This is a genomic window from Streptomyces sp. NBC_01166 (assembly GCF_045039765.1).
Lineage (GTDB): Bacteria > Actinomycetota > Actinomycetes > Streptomycetales > Streptomycetaceae > Streptomyces.
Genome location: NZ_CP108613.1, coordinates 7,884,842 through 7,902,384 on the forward strand (window position 1 = coordinate 7,884,842; position 17,543 = coordinate 7,902,384).

At 71.1% G+C, this 17,543-nt stretch carries 17 protein-coding genes and 1 pseudogene; 7 read left to right on the forward strand and 11 right to left on the reverse strand.

Going from position 1 to position 17,543, the window contains the following annotated elements:
* Window positions 1-78 precede the first annotated feature (78 nt).
* Window positions 79-123, forward strand: a pseudogene (locus tag OG379_RS35695) (hypothetical protein); the annotation flags it as partial.
* Between the two features lie 418 nt (window positions 124-541).
* Here the strand turns inward: OG379_RS35695 and egtD are convergent.
* The 4 genes from egtD to egtA are packed head-to-tail and all read right to left on the reverse strand — an operon-like array spanning window position 542 to window position 4,891.
* On the reverse strand, window positions 542-1,504 hold the full coding sequence (gene egtD, locus OG379_RS35700) for an L-histidine N(alpha)-methyltransferase (protein ID WP_405667341.1): 963 nt from the start codon (window positions 1,502-1,504) through the stop codon (window positions 542-544).
* Window positions 1,501-2,256, reverse strand: coding sequence for an ergothioneine biosynthesis protein EgtC (gene egtC / locus OG379_RS35705; protein ID WP_405667342.1), 756 nt, complete (start codon window positions 2,254-2,256; stop codon window positions 1,501-1,503). Before egtC ends, egtD begins: the two co-directional genes overlap by 4 nt.
* A complete protein-coding gene (gene egtB, locus OG379_RS35710; RefSeq protein WP_405667343.1) occupies window positions 2,256-3,596 on the reverse strand; it encodes an ergothioneine biosynthesis protein EgtB in 1,341 nt (446 codons plus the stop codon). The genes egtC and egtB overlap by 1 nt, the downstream gene beginning before the upstream one ends.
* On the reverse strand, window positions 3,593-4,891 hold the full coding sequence (egtA, locus tag OG379_RS35715; RefSeq protein ID WP_405667344.1) for an ergothioneine biosynthesis glutamate--cysteine ligase EgtA: 1,299 nt from the start codon (window positions 4,889-4,891) through the stop codon (window positions 3,593-3,595). The genes egtB and egtA overlap by 4 nt, the downstream gene beginning before the upstream one ends.
* A gap of 147 nt (window positions 4,892-5,038) precedes the next feature.
* On the opposite strand from egtA, the gene OG379_RS35720 reads away from it, so the two are divergent.
* Window positions 5,039-5,875 carry a TIGR02452 family protein gene (locus OG379_RS35720; RefSeq protein ID WP_405667345.1) on the forward strand — a complete coding sequence of 279 codons (837 nt, stop codon included), beginning with the start codon at window positions 5,039-5,041 and terminating at the stop codon, window positions 5,873-5,875.
* Here the strand turns inward: OG379_RS35720 and OG379_RS35725 are convergent.
* The gene (locus tag OG379_RS35725; protein ID WP_362938526.1) at window positions 5,860-6,327 is read right to left on the reverse strand and encodes a type II toxin-antitoxin system PemK/MazF family toxin; all 468 of its coding nucleotides are present in this window, start codon (window positions 6,325-6,327) and stop codon (window positions 5,860-5,862) included. The two genes, OG379_RS35720 and OG379_RS35725, sit on opposite strands and share 16 nt — an antisense overlap.
* 71 nt (window positions 6,328-6,398) lie before the next feature.
* On the opposite strand from OG379_RS35725, the gene OG379_RS35730 reads away from it, so the two are divergent.
* From OG379_RS35730 to OG379_RS35740, 3 genes are all read left to right on the forward strand, one after another.
* Window positions 6,399-7,520, forward strand: coding sequence for a glycosyl hydrolase family 18 protein (locus tag OG379_RS35730; RefSeq protein WP_405667346.1), 1,122 nt, complete (start codon window positions 6,399-6,401; stop codon window positions 7,518-7,520).
* A gap of 63 nt (window positions 7,521-7,583) precedes the next feature.
* Window positions 7,584-8,612: a LacI family DNA-binding transcriptional regulator gene (locus tag OG379_RS35735; protein ID WP_405667348.1), complete on the forward strand. Its 1,029-nt coding sequence runs from the start codon at window positions 7,584-7,586 to the stop codon at window positions 8,610-8,612.
* Between the two features lie 62 nt (window positions 8,613-8,674).
* Window positions 8,675-9,085: a hypothetical protein gene (locus tag OG379_RS35740; RefSeq protein WP_405667349.1), complete on the forward strand. Its 411-nt coding sequence runs from the start codon at window positions 8,675-8,677 to the stop codon at window positions 9,083-9,085.
* Between the two features lie 77 nt (window positions 9,086-9,162).
* On the opposite strand, the gene trxA is transcribed toward OG379_RS35740, so the two are convergent.
* Entirely contained in the window at window positions 9,163-9,543 is a 381-nt protein-coding gene (gene trxA / locus OG379_RS35745; RefSeq protein WP_356711182.1) for a thioredoxin, read from the reverse strand.
* A 115-nt stretch (window positions 9,544-9,658) separates the two neighbouring features.
* On the opposite strand from trxA, the gene OG379_RS35750 reads away from it, so the two are divergent.
* Window positions 9,659-11,104: a dihydrolipoyl dehydrogenase family protein gene (locus tag OG379_RS35750; protein ID WP_405667351.1), complete on the forward strand. Its 1,446-nt coding sequence runs from the start codon at window positions 9,659-9,661 to the stop codon at window positions 11,102-11,104.
* 145 nt (window positions 11,105-11,249) lie between these two features.
* Here OG379_RS35750 and OG379_RS35755 read toward each other — a convergent pair whose 3' ends face one another.
* From OG379_RS35755 to OG379_RS35775, 5 genes are read right to left on the reverse strand one after another with little or no spacing between them, the layout of a single operon-like run.
* On the reverse strand, window positions 11,250-12,083 hold the full coding sequence (locus OG379_RS35755; RefSeq protein ID WP_405667352.1) for an urease accessory protein UreD: 834 nt from the start codon (window positions 12,081-12,083) through the stop codon (window positions 11,250-11,252).
* Window positions 12,080-12,781, reverse strand: a complete 702-nt coding sequence (gene ureG, locus OG379_RS35760) for an urease accessory protein UreG (protein WP_405667354.1) — start codon at window positions 12,779-12,781, stop codon at window positions 12,080-12,082. The genes OG379_RS35755 and ureG overlap by 4 nt, the downstream gene beginning before the upstream one ends.
* 32 nt (window positions 12,782-12,813) lie before the next feature.
* Entirely contained in the window at window positions 12,814-13,488 is a 675-nt protein-coding gene (locus OG379_RS35765) for an urease accessory protein UreF (RefSeq protein ID WP_405667355.1), read from the reverse strand.
* 46 nt (window positions 13,489-13,534) lie between these two features.
* On the reverse strand, window positions 13,535-15,502 hold the full coding sequence (locus tag OG379_RS35770) for an urease subunit alpha (RefSeq protein WP_405668772.1): 1,968 nt from the start codon (window positions 15,500-15,502) through the stop codon (window positions 13,535-13,537).
* Window positions 15,503-15,507: 5 nt separating this feature from the next.
* On the reverse strand, window positions 15,508-16,221 hold the full coding sequence (locus tag OG379_RS35775; RefSeq protein WP_405667356.1) for an urease subunit gamma: 714 nt from the start codon (window positions 16,219-16,221) through the stop codon (window positions 15,508-15,510).
* 568 nt (window positions 16,222-16,789) lie between these two features.
* Here OG379_RS35775 and OG379_RS35780 point away from each other — a divergent pair.
* Window positions 16,790-17,383, forward strand: coding sequence for an isochorismatase family protein (locus OG379_RS35780; RefSeq protein ID WP_405667358.1), 594 nt, complete (start codon window positions 16,790-16,792; stop codon window positions 17,381-17,383).
* Window positions 17,384-17,543: the final 160 nt, after the last annotated feature.

The following is a 17,543-nucleotide window of genomic DNA, read 5'->3' on the forward strand; positions in this document are numbered from 1 at the left end:
CAGCCGGTGGGACGGGCCCGGCCGCCGGCGGGCGAGCTCGTGGTCGCCAATCACGTCTCATGGCTGGACATCCCGCTCGTGGCCGCCGCGCTTCCCGCCCGGATGGTCGCCAAGAGCGAGATACGGAACTGGGCGCTGCTCGGACCGTTCGCCGCGCTCGGCGGCAACCTGTTCATCGAGCGGCCCGGCTGCGGGCCCTCCCGCTCGCCGTGCGGGCCGTCGCCGGGGCGCTGGCCTCCGGCTCACGGGTCGCGGTGTTCCCGCACGGCAGCACACAGTGCGGCCGGAGCGACGGCGGCCGGTTCCGGCCCGCCGCCTTCCAGGCGGCGATCGACGCCGGCGCCGCCGTCCGCCCGGTCCGCATCCGCTACCGACGGCGACGACGAACGCGGCGGGAGCCGCCGCGTTCGTCGGGGACGACCCCGCTCGCCGCGTCGCTGTGGCGGGTGGGGACGGCCGCGGGGCTCACCGCCGAGGTCCGGATCCTGCCGCCGCTGCGCGCGGACCATGAACCCGGCCGACGGGCGCTGGCGCGGGCGGCTCAGTCCGCCGTGGCCAGCGACAGCGCGAACCTGCCGGCGGAGTCCGTCCACCACTGCTCCAGCCGCAGGCCCGCCGCGGCCAGCTCGTCCCGCACCTTCTCCTCACGGAACTTCGCCGAGATCTCCGTGCGCAGCTCCTCGCCCTCCTCGAACTGCACCACGAGGTCCAGCTCACGGATCTTGACCGTCAGCGCCCGGCGGGCCCGCAGCCGCATCTCGATCCACTCGTGGTCCGGGTCCCAGAGGGCCACATGAGTGAAGTCGTCGGTCGGGAAGTCCGCTCCCAGCTCACGGTTGACCACGGCCAGCACGTTCTTGTTGAACGCCGCCGTCACCCCGGCCGCGTCGTCGTACGCCGCGACGAGGGTCGCCTCGTCCTTGACCAGGTCCGTACCGAGCAGCAGCCCGTCCCCGGGGGCGAGCCGCGCCCGTACGGACCGGAGGAACTCCGCGCGCTCCTCCGGGAGCAGATTGCCGAGCGTCCCGCCGAGGAACACGACCAGCCGGGGGCCGGGGCTCTCCGGCAGCTCCAGGTCATGCGTGAAGTCGGCGACGAGCGCGTGCACGGACAGCCCGGGACGTTCCGCCAGCAGCGCCTCGGCCGCCCCTTCCAGGGCGCTCTCGCTGACATCGACCGGCACGTACGTGTGCAGCTCCGGCAGCGCGTCCAGCAGGTGCCGCGTCTTCTCCGAGGAGCCAGACCCCAGCTCGATCAGGGTCCGCGCCCCGGACGCCGCGGCGATCTCCCCGGCACGGGCGATCAGGATCTCCCGCTCCGCACGCGTCGGGTAGTACTCGTCCAGCCGGGTGATCTCCTCGAACAGGTCACTGCCGCGCGCGTCGTAGAACCACTTGGGCGGCAGCGTCTTCGGTTGGCGGGTCAGACCGCTCAGCACATCGGCGCGCAGCGCCGCGTCCGTCGCGTCCGCAGGCAGGGTGCGGGTCAGCAGGAAGGGACTCACGCGGTGGGCTCCTTGAGCGGGGTCAGAAGGACATCGGTGCGCGTCGCGGCCAGCAGGGTGCGGTCCGGGACCTCGCGCCAGTTCGGATCGTCGTCGTACGGCTCGGAGGCCACCACCGTGCGGCGGCCCGATTCGTGGAGATACCAGAGGGAGTCGCCCCAGGTGGTCGCCACGATGGTGGAACCGTCGGTGACCAGCAGATTGAGGCGTGAGCCGGGAGCGGCCGCGCCGACATCGCGGACCGTGTCGGCGACCGCCTGGGCTATCTCGTCACCCTGCGCCGCCCGGTGGAGCACCAGGGCCCAGATCAGCGCCGAGTCGCTCCGCGCCGCAAGGGCGAGCAGCCTCTCGGGGGGCAGGCCCCCGGCCAGCGGTGCCAGGGAGCCCGGCCAGCCCCTCACCGCGCCGTTGTGGCTGAACAGCAGGTGTCCCTCGGCGAAGGGAGCCGCAGCGGCCTCCCCGTCCGCGCCGGCGAACGTCGCGTCACGGACCGCGGCGAGCAGCGCCGTGCTGCGCACCACGCGGGCCAGATCGGCGAAGGTCTCGTCGCCCCAGACGGGCCCGGTGCGGCGGTAGCGGCCGGGCACGGGATCGCCCTCCGCGTACCAGCCGACCCCGAATCCGTCGGCGTTGACCGTGCCGTACCGCTGACGGCGTGGCTCCCAGGACTGGCGCACGAGCCCGTGAGCGGGGGAGACGAGGACCTCTCCCAGTGCCACAGGCGGCCCCAGATAGGCGATATGACGGCACATCAGGCATCCCTCGCCGTGCGGAAGCCGGAGAAGATCTGGCGCCGGACAGGGAGGTCCCAGTTGCGGAACGTGCCCCGGCACGCCACCGGGTCCACGGCGAACGAACCGCCGCGCAGCACCTTGTGCCCGGGGCCGAAGAACACCTCCGAGTACTCGCGGTACGGGAACGCGACGAAGCCGGGGTAGGGCAGGAAGTCGCTCGACGTCCACTCCCACACATCCCCGATCAGCTGGCCCGCACCCGACGGGGCCCGGCCGGCCGCGTAGGCGCCGGCTGCGGCGGGACGGAGGTGGCGCTGGCCCAGATTGGCCCGCTCGGGTGTCGGGTCCTCATCGCCCCAGGGGTAGCGCAGCGAACGCCCCGAGACGGGGTCGTGCCGGGCGGCCTTCTCCCACTCCGGTTCGGTCGGCAGGCGACGGCCCGCCCAGCGGGCGTACGCGTCCGCCTCGTACCAGCTGACGTGGAGCACCGGCTCGTCCGCCCGCACGGGCTCGGTCACGCCGAAGCGCCGACGCAGCCACTGGCCCGCGTCCCGGTGCCAGAACAGAGGCGCGGTCAGGTCGTGTTCGCGGACCATCGCCCAGCCCTCGGAGGTCCACCAGCGCTCGTCGGTGTAACCGCCGTCCTCGATGAAGCGCTGGTAGGCGCCGCAGGTGACCGGCGCGGTGTCGATGTGGAAGGCGGCCACCTCGCGCCGGTGCGCCGGGCGTTCGTTGTCCAGTGCCCAGGGCTCGGTGGACGTCCCCATCGTGAAGGGGCCTCCGGGGACCAGGACCTCGGACGGCAGTGTGACGGCGCCGGTGGGTCCCGGAGGCTCCGGCGCGTCGAGCACCGCCGGTCCCGAGCGGAGCTGATGGGTGATCAGCATCGTCTCGTCGTGCTGCTGTTCGTGCTGGGCGACCATGCCGAAGGCGAATCCCGCCTGCTCCAGCGGGCGTCCCCCGCCGTGCAGCGGAGCCCCGCCGAGGATGTCCAGGGCCCTGCCCCGCACGTCCGCCGCGTACGTCCGTGCCTCCGCCGGTGCCAGCAGGGGCAGGGAGGGCCGGCTGGCCCTGGAGTGCTCGAAGGCGTCGTACAGACCGTCGATCTCGGGGCGCATCGCCTCATGGCCGCCGACGGCCCGCAGCAGCCACAGCTCCTCCTGGTTCCCGATGTGCGCCAGGTCCCAGACCAGCGGCGACATCAAGGGGGAGTGCTGCGCGGTGAGATCGTGGTCGTCGACGCTGTCGGTGAGGAGAGCGGTGCGCTCGCGGGCGGTGAGGAGTGCCGCCAGGGCACGCTCGCGCAGCGCCTCCGCGTCGAACTCCTGGCCGGTGTGCGGAGCAGAGGTGTCGGTCATCGGGCCAAGCCCTTTCCGTGCGGCGCCTGTGCCGGGTCGGGAAAATCGTCGGCCGGACATCGGCCCCGGGCCACATAGCGGTCATGGAAGGCGGCGACCGTTCCGAGGACGTGGTCACTCGCCCCGATCCTGGGCAACGCCTCCAGCGCCGCCGTGAAGCAGGCGGCGGCCGCCACCGCCAGCTCCGGATCCCTCAGCCCGTCGCGGGCGGCGGCTGTCCAGAGCGGGTTGCGGGGCGCGGCCGGCAGGCCCGCGGTCTCGGCCAGAGGTTTCACGGTGCGGTACACGGTCTCTGCTGCCTCCGGGTCGTCGAAGAGAGCGGTGGTGACGGCCAGGGGCACGAGCCAGCCGTCGGTGCCGCGCTGGGCGTCGATCATGCGAAGCTCCAGGTGCCCGCGCGGGCGTACCGGCGGGAACAGCGTGGTGAGGTGATAGTCGAGATCGGCCCGCACCGGCGGCCTCGGCCCACCGCCGCGGATCCAGTCCCGGAACGTCAGACCGTGCGGTACGGCCCAGGGGCCGTCGTCGCTCCGGACGCACATCACCGGTGTGGCGAGCACGTGCTCGGCCCAGGCGTCCTGGGGCGCGAGACGGCTCTGCGGCGCGAGCGTCCTGTCCGGATCGAGTCCGGCCCACAGCGCCTGCCGGGTCGACTGCCAGCCGGTACGCCGGCCCTGCCGGAACGGCGAATTGGCGAAGGCCGCGACCAGCACCGCGCCGAGCAGGTTCCCCAGCTGCCAGCGCCGCCCGTAACCCAGCGGGCCCGGCTCCTCCTCACCGGCGTCCAGGCAGACCTGGACGGACGCCGAGGTGCACATCATGGCGCGGCCCTCGGAACCCGACCGGTCGAGTGCGGCTTCCATGGCGTCGTACCGTGGCTCTTGCAGCAGACGGCGCGGCGGATGCCACGGGTCCACGCCCATGCCGGCCAAGGTCAGCCCGGCCCGGCCGAGGGTGTCGCGTACGGAGACCAGATCGGCGGCCGTGGCCTCGACGCAGGCCATCAGGGAGCCCGCCGGCTGGGAGCTGAGCTCCAGCTGACCGCCGGGTTCGAAGGTCAGCGCAGCGTCCAGCGGGGTCGCGCGCACGGCGTCGGCCGCGGCGCGGAGGCGGTCGTGGGAGACGGCGACCTCGGGACGTTCACGGTCGTGGATGAGCCATTCCAGCTCCACACCGACCGTCCGGGGCGGTCCCGTCTTGAAACATATGCCGCGGAGCAGATCCTCCGCTTCTTCCTCGCCGAGCGGCGCCGCGCCGACGGGCGGGCCGTGCTGGCCGAGAGTGTCCGGGGGCATGCTGGGCCTCCTCTTCGGGTGCTTGCTTCCCACCCAAACCCTTACCGGGAGTTCGCACAAGGGTGCCCCTGTTCGACGGAAAACCGGTTGCGTCCATGCCGCCACGGCGCCCAGCATGCCCCGTATGCACCACACGGGGGCGCGCCCATGAGCGCACGACTGCGCGGCATCGCGCGAGAGACCGAGTCCATCGTCCTGGCCGGCCGTTACCGCACGCCCGAGGGGCGCGAGGTGACGATCGAGCGCGCCCTGGCCGCCGCGCTCTCCGGCACCCGGCTGTACGGGCCCGAGCCCGTTCATGTGGCCGCCCTGGACACCCACCGCAGCCCGGTCGTCGAGGTGACCGGCGAGACGAGCCTGCAGGCGGCGCGCCGGATGGCGGACGAGTCGGCGGCCAAGGTGGTGGTGCTGAACTTCGCCTCCGCCCGCAACCCCGGCGGCGGCTATCTGAACGGCGCCCAGGCCCAGGAGGAGTCCCTGTGCCGGGGATCCGCGCTCCACGCCACACTGCTGCGGGCCCCCGAGTTCTACGCGCACCACCGCGCCGAACGCAGCGCCTTCTACACCGACCGGGTCATCCACTCACCCGGCGTGCCGGTCTTCCGCGACGACCGGGGAAGGCTCCTGGAAACCCCGTACTCCGCCGGATTCCTCACCTCGCCCGCGCCCAACGCCGGAGTGATCCGCAGCAGGGACCCCGACCTGGTTCCCCGCATACCCGCCGCGCTGGCGAGCCGCGCCGAACGCGTGCTCGAGGTCGCCGCCGTCCGCGGGTACCGCCGGTTGGTCCTTGGCGCGTGGGGCTGCGGCGTCTTCATGAACGACCCGGCCGAGGTGGCCGCCGCCTTCCGTGCCCTGCTCACCGAGGGCGGGCGGTTCGCCGGCCACTTCGAGCAGATCGTGTTCGGCGTCCCGGACCGGGATCCCGACTCCGCCGTCCGGGCGGCCTTCGCCCGTGCGTTCGGCGGTCAGCTCCAGCCGTAGCGCTCCCGCAGCCGCCCCACGACCAGGTCGTACCTTCCCCGGTCCAGCTCACAGGCCTCGCGCCGCATCCCGTCCTCGTGCACCCGCAGGACCCGGTCCAGGTCCACCCAGGACGGCCGTCCCGAGCTGTCCCACGGCCCAGCTCCCAGGGAGACCCACTCGTGGTCCCCGTCGTGCTGCTTGCTGGACAGCTGCACGGCGAGAAGCGTCCCCCGCTCCTCCCGGGCCACGACGAGAACCGGCCGGTCCTTGCCGCGCCCGTCGTTCTCCTCGAACGGCACCCAGGTCCAGACGATCTCGCCGGGATCCGGATCACCGTCGCGATCGGGGGCGTACGAGGTGCGGACGGGCCCCGCGTCGCGCGGCTCGGCCTCCGTGGTGGCGGCCGGGCCGCTGCGGCCGGGGAAGTCGGTCGTGCTGTCGCTGCTGTGGTTGGTGTGCTGGAACGTCATCGCAACACCGTAGAACCTGTACGGCCCAGTCCGTGGAGCGGGTCGGCGAAACGGGCCGCAGGCTCGACCTCATGATCACCCCTTTCGTCGTCCAGCTGTCCCGCGCCGTCACGGTCGCCGGACTCCTCGCAGCCACGCTGCTGCCCACGGCTTCTGGCGCCGCGTCAGCCCCGCTTCCGGAGCCGCCCCCGGCGCCTGCCACCGCGTCAGGCCCGTCCGTCCGCCCCTCCGCACCCGCCCCGAGAACCGTGTCGGCGTGGCTGCCCTACTGGGACCAGGAGGGCGCCTACCAGGACGCACTGCGCCACGCCGACCAGCTGCACACCGTCAGCCCGTTCTGGTACGAAGCAGTCTCGGCCGGCCGGATCGACCCGCACCCCGGTGCGGGCGAGCGCCGCATCATCGACGGACTGCACCGGGCCGGGACGAAGGTCGTCCCCACGGTCATGGAGACGATGAAGTCCGGTGCCCTGGCGGCGATCCTCACCAGCCCCGCCCGGCGCACCGAGCACGTCGACGCGCTGATGCGCACCGTCGCCACGCGCGACTACGACGGCCTCGACCTCGACTACGAGTCCATCGCCGCCACCGGCGACGCCACCTACGCGTCGGTGCGCGACGGGTTCACCGCCCTGGCCACCGATCTCTGCCGGCGCCTGCACACCCTGGGCAAGCAGTGCGTGATGACGGTCTTCCCGAAAACCGCCACGACCGGCCGTATCTGGGACTACGCGGCCCTCGGGCGTGTCGCCGACCGGATCCGCATCATGGGCTACAACCTGCACTGGTCGGGCGGTGACCCCGGGCCGCTCGCGGACACCCGCTGGTACGACGACATCCTGACCCGCGCCACCGCAGTCGTGCCGCCCGCGAAGCTGGAGATGGGCCTTCCCGCATACGGCTGGGACTGGCCCGCGGACAGCGCGAGCACGGCCGCCACAAAGCACGTCACCTGGAAGGAGGCGGAGGCGCTGCGCGCCGGGCAGGGCGCCCCCTACCGGTTCGACGAGGTCTCCGGCACCCCGTACTTCACCTACCGCGAAGGCAGCGAGTCCCGCGAGGTCTGGTACCAGGACGCGCGGGGGGTCGCCGCTCACCTGCCGGTGCTGCGCAAGCACGGCGTGACGAACACAGCCCTGTGGGCGCTCAACTTCGAGGATCCGAGGATCTGGCCGGTACTCGCCGACGGCTGACGACCCGTTACGGAGCCCCGGCCCACCGGCGGGCCGGAGCGGTCTGGAAGACTGCCGGACGCCATGAGCCAGTTATCCGAGCAGCCCGCGGGCATCTCCGTACCGACCAGCACCGACGTGGCGCGGCTCGCAGGAGTCTCCAGGGCCACCGTGTCCTACGTTCTGAACAACAACACGACCGTGCGGATCAGCGAACCCACCCGGCGCCGGGTCAGGGAGGCCGCCGCCGACCTCGGCTACGTCCCGCACGCGGCGGCACGGAGCCTTCGCGCCGGACACACCGGCATGGTGCTGCTGCCCGCCACGCAGGCCTCGGCGGGCCCCCTGTACCAGCGGTTCTTCACCGGGCTCGAGACCGGCCTGCGTCGCCTCGACTACATCGTCGTGCAGTACGGCAGCGTCGGCCTGGACGCCGACGAGGCGGCCAGGGCGTGGGCGGAGCTCCGCCCCGTCGCCGTCGTGGCGCCCGGGGGTATCGCCCTCACCCCGTACGGCATAGGAGTACTCAACCGCTCCGGTGCCAAGGCTGTGATCACCCTGGGCCCGCAACCGGTCGAGGGCGCGCACGCCCTCGTCATGGACCAGCGCGAGGTCGGCGGCTGCGCGGTCCGGCATCTGCTCTCGCGCGGACGGCGCAGGATCGGGGTGGTCATGCCCCAGGAACCCGGCCTCGCCCTGTACGCCGGTCCCCGCCTGGCCGGGGCGGTCCGCGCCGTGGAGGAGTCGGACGTGGACGCCGGTGTCCAGCCACTGCCCCTGCGGTACGACGAGGAGTCGGCCGAGGACCTCGCCGCCCGTTGGCGCACGCTCGGCCTGGACGCCGTGTTCGCGTACAACGACGAATACGCCATGCTGCTGATGAGAGCGCTCCAGGACGCCGGTGTCGACGTACCCGCGGAGACGGCCGTGATCGGTGCCGACGACCTGATGCTCGGCAGGCTCCTGCGGCCCCGGCTCAGCAGCGTCACCATGGAACTGGCCACCGAGCAGCCGGCGGCCGAGATGATCGACCGCCTGGTGCGGAACCCGGGCGGCGCACCTGAGCGCCACTATCTGCTGCGGGCCGCAGCGGTGACACGGGAATCCAGCTGACAGGTCCGGCCGGGCGGCGTTGCGACATGCGCGGGTGCCCGGGGATGTCTAGCGTCGACGGCATGAGCCATCCGCAGAACTACGAGATCCTGCTGTTCCCGGAACCGGAGGAGCCCGTCACCGGGGCACCCGCGCCCGGCACCGCCATCCGTTCCGCGGTCGTGGCGGCCACCGGCGACACCGGGACATCCGGCTATCCGCGCTATGCCGGGGGCGGCATGGTGGCGGACATCGACCCCGCCTCGCACACGGTGGAGGCCCTGCTGGTGGACGGCTCGGAGCTGGACTACGGGCTCACGGCCAGGATCGCCGAGCGCAACCTCGGTACGGAGGAGGCGGAGCCTGAGCAGGCCGGTACCAGGGGAGCGGAGACGGGGCAGACCGGCACGGGGGAAGCCGAGGCCGGGCAGACCGGCACGGGGGGAGTGGAGACTGGGCAGACCGGCACGGAGCAGGCCCGGACCGACAGCTGAACCGTCACCGGTTGCCCATGACGAAGGCCCGGCCTTCCGGCCGGGCCCTCATCACGTCTCCCGCACATGAACAGGGACTACTGCTGCTCCTGCTGTGCCTGCTTCTGCTCCTCGACGGACTTGCGTACCTCGTCCATGTCCAGGTTGCGCGCCTGGCCGATGACGTCCTCCAGCGCCGACTCCGGCAGCGCCCCGGGCTGAGAGAAGACCGCCACGTTGTCACGGACGATCATCAGCGTGGGAATGGACTGGATCTCGAAGGCAGCCGCCAGCTCCTGCTGCGCCTCCGTGTCGACCTTGGCGAAGACCAGGTCGGGGTGGCGCTCGGACGCCGAGTCGTAGACCGGGGCGAACTGCCGGCACGGACCGCACCAGGAAGCCCAGAAGTCGATCAGCAGGAATTCGTTGTCGCTCACGACCTGATCGAAGTTTTCCTTGGTGAGCTCTACGGTGCTCATATTCTCTTACCTCTTCCTGGGACCGTTCGGACCTGTCCGGCACAACGGTGACGTCACTTGCGCTATTCCGCCTGCCCATGTGGCCGCCGCGCACACCCACGAGGACACTGTTCGCATGACTGTTGATGAGGGCGCACGGAACAGCGAATACGACGTCGTGGTCATCGGGGCCGGCCCGGTGGGGGAGAACGTGGCGGACCGCGCCAGAGCGGCCGGATTGAGTACCGCGGTGATCGAGTCCGAGCTGATCGGCGGTGAGTGCTCGTACTGGGCGTGCATGCCCAGCAAGGCACTGCTGCGCCCGGTCGTCGCACGAGCCGACGCGCGCCGTGTACCAGGGCTGAGCGGCGCCGTGCGGGGACCGCTCGACGCGGACGCCGTCCTCGCCCACCGTGACGAGCAGACCTCGCACTGGAAGGACGACGGGCAGGTCGCCTGGCTGGACAGTGTCGGCGCAGACATCTACCGGGGCATGGGTCGGCTGACAGGGGTACGGCAGGTGTCCGTCACGGCCGCCGACGGGTCCGAGCAGCACCTGACCGCGCGGCACGCCGTCGCCGTCTGCACCGGAAGCCGGGCCGTCGTCCCCGCCCTTCCCGGCATCGCGGACGTCCGGCCGTGGACCAGCCGCGAGGCGACCAGCGCCAAGGAGGTCCCGGGCCGGCTCGTCGTCGTGGGCGGGGGAGTGGTCGGGGTGGAGATGGCCACCGTCTGGCAGGGGCTCGGCGCCGAGGTGACCATGCTGATCCGCGGCAAGCGCCTGCTCCCCAAGATGGAGCCCTTCGCGGGCGAGCTGGTCGCCGAGGCCCTGACCGACGCCGGCGCGCGGATCCTGACGGGAGTCTCCGCCAAGGAGGTGCGCAGGGCGGGGCACGACGGCCCCGTCACCGTCGAACTCGACAACGGGGAGCGGCTGGAGACCGACGAGATCCTCTTCGCCACCGGCCGGGCCCCGCGCACCGACGACCTCGGCCTCGAGAGCGTGGGCCTCCGACCCGGGTCCTGGCTCTCCGTCGACGACAGCTGCCTCGTGGAGGGCAGCGACTGGCTGTACGCCGTCGGAGACGTCAACCACCGCGCGCTCCTCACCCACCAGGGCAAGTACCAGGCTCGCATCGCGGGAGCCGCGATCGCGGCCCGCGCGCAGGAGACCCCTCTTCTGGAGACGGACCGCTGGGGCGCGCACGCGGCCACAGCCGACCACGCGGCCGTCCCCCAGGTCGTGTTCACGGACCCGGAGGCGGCCTCGGTCGGCCTCACGCTCGCCGAGGCGGAAGAGGCGGGTCACCGGGTCCGCGCCGTCGACTACGACCTGGCCTCGGTCGCCGGATCCGGCCTGTACGCGCAGGGGTACAAGGGCCGGGCCAGGATGGTCGTCGACCTGGACCGAGAGATCCTGCTCGGCGTCACCTTCGTCGGACCGGGCATCGGTGAACTCCTGCACTCGGCGACCGTCGCCGTCGCCGGCGAGGTGCCGATCGAGAGGCTGTGGCACGCGGTCCCCGCCTACCCGACGATCAGCGAGGTGTGGCTGCGGCTGCTGGAGACATTCAGGGGTTAGGAACCGCCGTTGAGTACGCACGGCGGGAGACGTCGCGATGCGCTGTGGAGCCCGGAGCCTGTCGCGGGTTCCAGCGCGGTCGTGGCCGTCCGTGCTCGTCGGGGTAGCCGTCCACTCGACTCGTTACGGGCGATGTTGGCCTGTCCTACTTCCTTGCACGGTTCGAGGCGTCAGCGCTGGTGGCGTAGGCCGCGTTGAGGATGTGGCGCAGGCGGAGGCCGTCCGGGGCGAGGGCCGTGATGAGTGTGGCGGGCCCGGCGAGGGGGGTGAGAACCGCTTGACCGTCTTCCGGGGTCTCGGTGAGAACCTGGGGCTCAAGTGGGTTCTCGTCGAAGTCCGGGTCGACGAGGAGGATTTGGCCGGTCGTTCGATGGTGGCCGAGAACAGCCGGGGTGTCCCATCCGGGTGCCCCCGGCCCGTAGTCCGTTTCTTGGTCAAGGAGCACATGGCCGCCGTGACGGACGGTGAGCCGGGTTGCCACATGACCGGGTGGTTCGCCCATGCGTCCGAGCACCTGCTCTTCGCGCAGGACGAGCCGCGCGGTGGGGGCCAGATCGATGGTCCAGGTCTGCCGTAGATTGCTGCCTGCCGCGCTGATCAACGGTTTGGGCAGCCAGCGGAGTTCCGCGTGGTCCGCCACGGTCAGGTGTACGTCGTAGGTGGCGTGCGCGGCGGTGGGGCCTCTCAGAGCGAGAGTCGCGGCTGCGGAAGTGATGTGCAGGGAGGCACCCTGCTGGGCGGTGGCTTCGATGCGCAGGCGGTCGCCGCCGAGGGGGGCGCTCATGGCTCCGACGACGCACACCCGCGCCTCGGTGCCCCGTGAGCGTAGACGCCGGAATTCGAAGGGGCCGTCGCCGTCCAGGACGGGCAGGACGGTGGCGCCGGCCCTGGCGGCCGCGGTGACACGGGCGGTGGCCCGTACACCCACGACGGCTGTGTTGCGGCCGATCGGCGCGGCAGGCGCGGTGGTAGGGCTCACGCGGGGCCTGCGGACCAGGCGGTGAGGCGTTCGCGGACCCAGTCGGCGACCGGTTTGACACCGCCTTCCTCCTTGAGTGAGGTGAAGGCCACCGGGAGGTCACCGCGCTGGGTCCTGGCGTCGTGCGCCATGGCGTCCACGTCGGAACCGACGTAGGGGGCGAGGTCGGTCTTGTTGACGACGAGGAGGTCGGCGGTGGTGACGCCGGGGCCGCCCTTGCGGGGGATATCGTCGCCGCCGGCCACGTCGATGATGAAGATCTGGTGGTCCACCAGTCCCCTGGAGAAGGTGGCGGTGAGGTTGTCGCCGCCGGATTCCACCAGGATCAGGTCGAGGGAGCCGAGCGTCTCCTCCAGGTCCTCGACGGCTTCGAGGTTGGCGGAGATGTCGTCGCGGATGGCGGTGTGCGGGCAGGCCCCCGTTTCGACGGCCTTGATCCGCTCGGGCGCCAGGACCGCTTCCCGGAGCAGGAAGTCGGCGTCCTCACGCGTGTAGATGTCGTTGGTGACCACGGCGATGGACACTTCGGTGCGCAGTGTCCGGCACAGGGCCGCGACGGTGGCGGTCTTTCCCGAGCCCACGGGGCCGCCCAGACCGATACGCAGGGCGCGGCGGGTGCCGTCGGGACGCTCGGCGGCAGGAGCGCTGTAGGTGTGCCGATGGGGGAACTTCTCGTCGAGGTCGTGGCCGAGGTGCATGCGTTTCCTTGCGTGTTTCTCGTGGTGGGTGATCAGGAGGCGAAAAGGCGGGCGGGCCGGGTGGCGTGCTGCTGGGCGCTGATGTCCAGGAGCGGTGCGGAGGCCGCGGGCAGCACGTCGGTTCCCTCTTCGGCGACGCGCCGAGCTGTGGCTGTGGCGGCCTCAGCGACGCGGTCGAGCGCCGGGACGAGGCGGGCGAGCACCGTGGTGGCGTCGAACGGATCCAGGCTGAGCAGCCGCACCGTCGCCGTGGCCGGACCGCTGACGGTTTCGTACACCGCCGCATAGGCGGCGTCCAGGGGTTCGAGTCCGGCCGACCTTGCGGCCACACCCAGTACCACCGGCTGGTGTGCGCCCCGAGGCCGGGCCGTGGCGAGCGCGTGGAGTTCGGCCGAGGGCCATGTGGCGCGCGCCACCCGCATCATCTGCCGGCCCAGCTTCCGGGCGGTGTCCCGCAGGGCCGCCACCGGGGTGCGGGCGTCGGCGGCCCTGTCCAAGGCCAGTGGGTCGTAGCCGGCGGCGGCCGCGGCGGCCAGCGCCGCCGCGACCAGCCCGGCCGTGTGCAGCCGGCCCCGGCAGAAATCCTCCAGGGACTCGGCGTCCCTGATCCGCCCGGCGGCGACCGCCGGTTCGGCCCCGCCCGAGTGGGCGTGACCTCCGGCGGGGAACCTCCCGTCAGCCAGCACGAGCAGCGCGGCACGGTTCATTCTCATTCCTCTGCTTGGCGGTTCGGCTTCTGTGCTTCCGATGGCCTCAGAAGAGGAAGTAGCGCTGGGCCATGGGGAGTTCGGATACATAGGCGCGGTCGACGATGTGACCGTCGACGAACGTTGTCACGTCCGTCACCTTCGCCCCTCCGACGATGACCTCGTAGGTGTCGGGGTCGATCCTGACGGCGGGGGTGGCGCTGTTCTCCTTCATGTCGGCCTTCTTGACGGGGCGCGTGTCCGTGATGGCCCTGAACCGCTTGTTCAGCTTGCGGCCCTTGGTCACACCGTTCTTGACGGCACGCTCGGTGACGAAGTTGTAGGAAAGGGAGCCGGGCGCCAGGCCGGTGGCTCCCCACATCGGGCGGGGCAGTACCGGCTGAGGGGTGGGGATCGACGCGTTGGCGTCCCCCACCTGCGCGTACGCGATCTGCCCGCCCTTGATGACCATGTGCGGCTTGACACCGAAGAACTTCGGCTCCCACAGCACCAGGTCGGCCAGCTTCCCGGTCTCCACCGACCCGACGACGTCGCCGATGCCCTGGGCCAGGGCCGGGTTGATGGTGTACTTCGCGACGTACCGGCGGGCGCGCCGGTTGTCGGCCAGGGGCGGCACGGCCTCCGGGGTCGTGTCTGCCGGTGTCTTGGCCTTCCTGCCCTTCGGCTCGGCTCCCCGCTTGTCCTGGGGCTGGTCCTCCTCCAGGAAGCCGCGGCGGACCTTCATGACGTGTGCGGTCTGCCAGGTGCGCATGATCATTTCACCGATGCGGCCCATGGCCTGGGCGTCCGAAGACATGATGGAGATGGCGCCGAGGTCGTGGAGGATGTCCTCGGCGGCCATGGTGGAGGGCCGGATCCGGGAGTCCGCGAAGGCCAGGTCCTCCTCGACCTTCGGGTTGAGGTGATGACAGACCATCACCATGTCGAAGTGCTCCTTGACCGTGTTGACGGTCAGGGGCCGGGTGGGGTTGGTGGAGGCGGGCAGCACATTCGGCTCGCTCACCATCTTGATCATGTCCGGGGCGTGGCCGCCGCCGGCACCTTCGACGTGGAAGATGTGGATGGACCGGCCGTCGATCGCGTCGATGGTGTCCTGGACGAAGCCCGCCTCGTTCAACGAGTCGGCGTGCAGTGCGAGCTGCACCCCGGTCTCCTTGCAGACCTCCAGGCACTTCTTGATGACGGCGGGGGTCGCGCCCCAGTCCTCGTGGATCTTCAGCCCGATGACACCGGCGTCCACCTGGTCCAGCATGGACTCCTTCGACATGGTTGCGCCCTTGCCTAGCAGCCCGATGTTCACGGGGAAACCGTCCAGCGCCTCAAACATGCGGTCGATGTGCCACGAGCCCGGGGTGACCGTGGTGGCCGTGCTGCCCTCCGCCGGACCCGTGCCGCCGCCGATGAGCGTGGTGACACCGGAGGCGAGCGCCTCGTCGACCTGGTCGGGACAGATGAAGTGGACGTGGGTGTCGATCCCGCCGGCGGTGAGGATCCTGCCCTTGCCCGCGATGACCTCGGTGTCCGGACCGATGACGAAGTCTGTGGGCCTGGGACCGATGCCGTTGTGCTCGGTCCCCTCTTCGTGCAGAGGGTCCATCGTCTCCGGGTTGTACGCCTTGCCGAGCGCGGCGATGTTCCCGTCCCGGATGGCGACATCCGCCTTGACGACGCCCCAGTGGTCCAGGACCACCACGCCCGTGATGACCGTGTCCGGAGGCACCGCGCCGACGGGGGGCGCGGACCTGCCGGGTCGGGCCTTGCCCGGGTCGCGCGGCACGACGGACTGGCCCATGGACTCGCGGATCACCTTGCCGCCCCCGAAGACCATCTCGTTGCCGCTGCGCCCGGGGCCTCCCGACCAGTCGTCCTCGATCTTGATCCGCAGCGCCGTGTCGGCGAGGCGGATACAGTCACGAGTCGTCGGGCCGAACCGGTCCGCGTAGGCGGCGCGGGTCAACGGGTCGGAGGGCTTCGGCTCGTCCTGGCAGCACGAACAGTCCGGGCACCGTGCCATGGAATTCACACCTGCTCCTTGTCGAACGAGCCCTTGACGTTGTCGAGCGATCCCTTGACCTTCTGGGGCAGCCCCCTGACCTTGTCGCGCAGACCGTGCACCACGCGGTCACCCTCGATGGGTACGAGCTCGACCTCTTCGGTGATTCCGGGTTCGAAACGTACGGAGCTGCCGGCGGGAACGTTCAGACGCAGGCCCCACGCCTTCCTGCGGGGGAACGTGAGCCCGTCGTTGGCTTCGGCGAAGTGGTAGTGGGAGCCGACCTGGATGGGGCGGTCGGTCGGGTTCTCGACAGTCAGTTTCGTGACCTGGCCGAGCTGCCTGTGGCGTTCGTTGAAGATGACCACCTCGTCCCCCTTCCGGGGAGAGAAGTCCACCCGTCCCGGCGAGACGGCCGGCTCTTCGTCCTCGCCGGCTTCGGGGAACGGGCCGTGGATCGTGACCAGCTTCGTGCCGTCGGGGAACGTCGCCTCCACCTGCACGTTCTCGATCATCTCCGGGACGCCCTCCATGACTTCCTCCCGGGACAGGACCTTGCGACCGGAGGACATGAGCTCGGCGACGCTTCTGCCGTCCCTGGCCCCTTCGAGGACGTGCACGATCAACAGCGCCATCGTTTCCGGGTAGTTCAGCCGAACGCCGCGGGCCCGCCGCTTCTCGGCGACGTCCGCCGCCACGTGGATCATCAGGCGTTCTTGCTCGTGTGGGGTCAGGTGCACAGCCAATTCCCTGCATTCGCTCCCGCCCAGGACTCCTGTGCTGGGCTGTGAGCCGGGGGTGTGGCCATGCACATCCACTGTTCGGGAAGGCACCATGACGTTGCATCCGGTGCCCGTGGCGCAGCACGGATGTAGTTCTCGGCCGTACGGCCCCGACTCGACGTGGAACCATCATGATCACGTTGCCGGGCTCGTGGCCCTGTTACCGGTCACATGGAACCCAGATGAGTGATCATGAAGCGGAGGAGCTGACGGCCTGGGGTGACCGTGGGCGTCAGGGCGGGAAATTCCGGATCCGGTGCCCGATCAGTGGTGGCGGGGTGGTGGCAACCAAGGCGCTGGCAAACCATCGCACCCGCCGTGAGCCTGAAGAGCGCCCGCGAATCGTTCCTGCGGTGAACGTCTGCGCCCGTGCGGGTGAGAGACGGTCGTTGAGCATGACCCGGTGACGTGAGGCCGGTAGAACACGGGAAGACGGCGCCGCGGCACCGCGTTCCATGCCCGCGGCCGTGAGATTCCTCAGTAGTTCTGACCGCTGTTCCAAGACGTTGGTGAAGGGGGCTCGTCAATGAGCCGAGTCTTGATCGTCGTAGACGTGCAGAACGATTTCTGTGAAGGAGGCAGCGTTCCCGTCGCAGGCGGCGCGCGGATCGCGACGAAGATCGCCGACCTGGTGGAGCAGAGCGCGGGCCGGGACTACCGGTACGTCGTGGCCACCCGAGACCACCACATCGACCCGGGAAGTCACTTCTCGGAGAACCCGGACTTCAAGGACAGCTTTCCCGTGCACTGCGTGGCCGGGGACGAGGGCGGGGAGTTCCACCCGCACTTCGCACCTGCCGCCACCGGCGGCAAGGTCGACGCCGTCTTCTTCAAGGGCGCCCACAGCTCCTCCAAGAGCGGCTTCGAAGGCGCCGACGAGCAGGGCACGTCCCTGGCGGACTGGCTGCGCGCCCGCGGGGTGGAAAACGTCGACGTGGTGGGTATCGCCACCGACCACTGCGTGCGCGCCACCGCGCTGGACGCGGTGAAGGCCGGTTTCCGCGCGCACGTACGCCTGGACTACTCCGTCGGCGTCGCCCCCGACACGGTCGCTTCGACCCTGGACGACTTCCGTGAGGCGGGCATCGTCGTATCCGGAGAGGTGCCCGTACCGCAGTAACGCTTCACAGCGGGCCGAATGACGGGTGGGTCGTGTCGCCGAAACCGGTGGCACGACGTACTCACCGCACTCGATGTTGCATGCCGTGGCGTGAACGAAGCCCTCAACCGTCGTCCACCCCACGGCATTCACACAGCACGCGTCCGCGGAGCCCGGGCGC

What these genes read in the sequence shown, in the direction of transcription:
- egtC (WP_405667342.1), bottom strand. Translation starts at nt 2,256, where the DNA reads ATGTGCCGTCATATCGCCTATCTGGGGCCGCCTGTGGCACTGGGAGAG.
- egtB (WP_405667343.1), bottom strand. Translation starts at nt 3,596, where the DNA reads ATGACCGACACCTCTGCTCCGCACACCGGCCAGGAGTTCGACGCGGAG.
- egtA (WP_405667344.1), bottom strand. Translation starts at nt 4,891, where the DNA reads ATGCCCCCGGACACTCTCGGCCAGCACGGCCCGCCCGTCGGCGCGGCG.
- OG379_RS35720 (WP_405667345.1), top strand. Translation starts at nt 5,039, where the DNA reads ATGAGCGCACGACTGCGCGGCATCGCGCGAGAGACCGAGTCCATCGTC.
- OG379_RS35725 (WP_362938526.1), bottom strand. Translation starts at nt 6,327, where the DNA reads ATGACGTTCCAGCACACCAACCACAGCAGCGACAGCACGACCGACTTC.
- OG379_RS35730 (WP_405667346.1), top strand. Translation starts at nt 6,399, where the DNA reads ATGATCACCCCTTTCGTCGTCCAGCTGTCCCGCGCCGTCACGGTCGCC.
- OG379_RS35735 (WP_405667348.1), top strand. Translation starts at nt 7,584, where the DNA reads ATGAGCCAGTTATCCGAGCAGCCCGCGGGCATCTCCGTACCGACCAGC.
- OG379_RS35740 (WP_405667349.1), top strand. Translation starts at nt 8,675, where the DNA reads ATGAGCCATCCGCAGAACTACGAGATCCTGCTGTTCCCGGAACCGGAG.
- trxA (WP_356711182.1), bottom strand. Translation starts at nt 9,543, where the DNA reads ATGAGCACCGTAGAGCTCACCAAGGAAAACTTCGATCAGGTCGTGAGC.
- OG379_RS35750 (WP_405667351.1), top strand. Translation starts at nt 9,659, where the DNA reads ATGACTGTTGATGAGGGCGCACGGAACAGCGAATACGACGTCGTGGTC.
- ureG (WP_405667354.1), bottom strand. Translation starts at nt 12,781, where the DNA reads ATGCACCTCGGCCACGACCTCGACGAGAAGTTCCCCCATCGGCACACC.
- OG379_RS35765 (WP_405667355.1), bottom strand. Translation starts at nt 13,488, where the DNA reads ATGAACCGTGCCGCGCTGCTCGTGCTGGCTGACGGGAGGTTCCCCGCC.
- OG379_RS35770 (WP_405668772.1), bottom strand. Translation starts at nt 15,502, where the DNA reads ATGGCACGGTGCCCGGACTGTTCGTGCTGCCAGGACGAGCCGAAGCCC.
- OG379_RS35780 (WP_405667358.1), top strand. Translation starts at nt 16,790, where the DNA reads ATGAGCCGAGTCTTGATCGTCGTAGACGTGCAGAACGATTTCTGTGAA.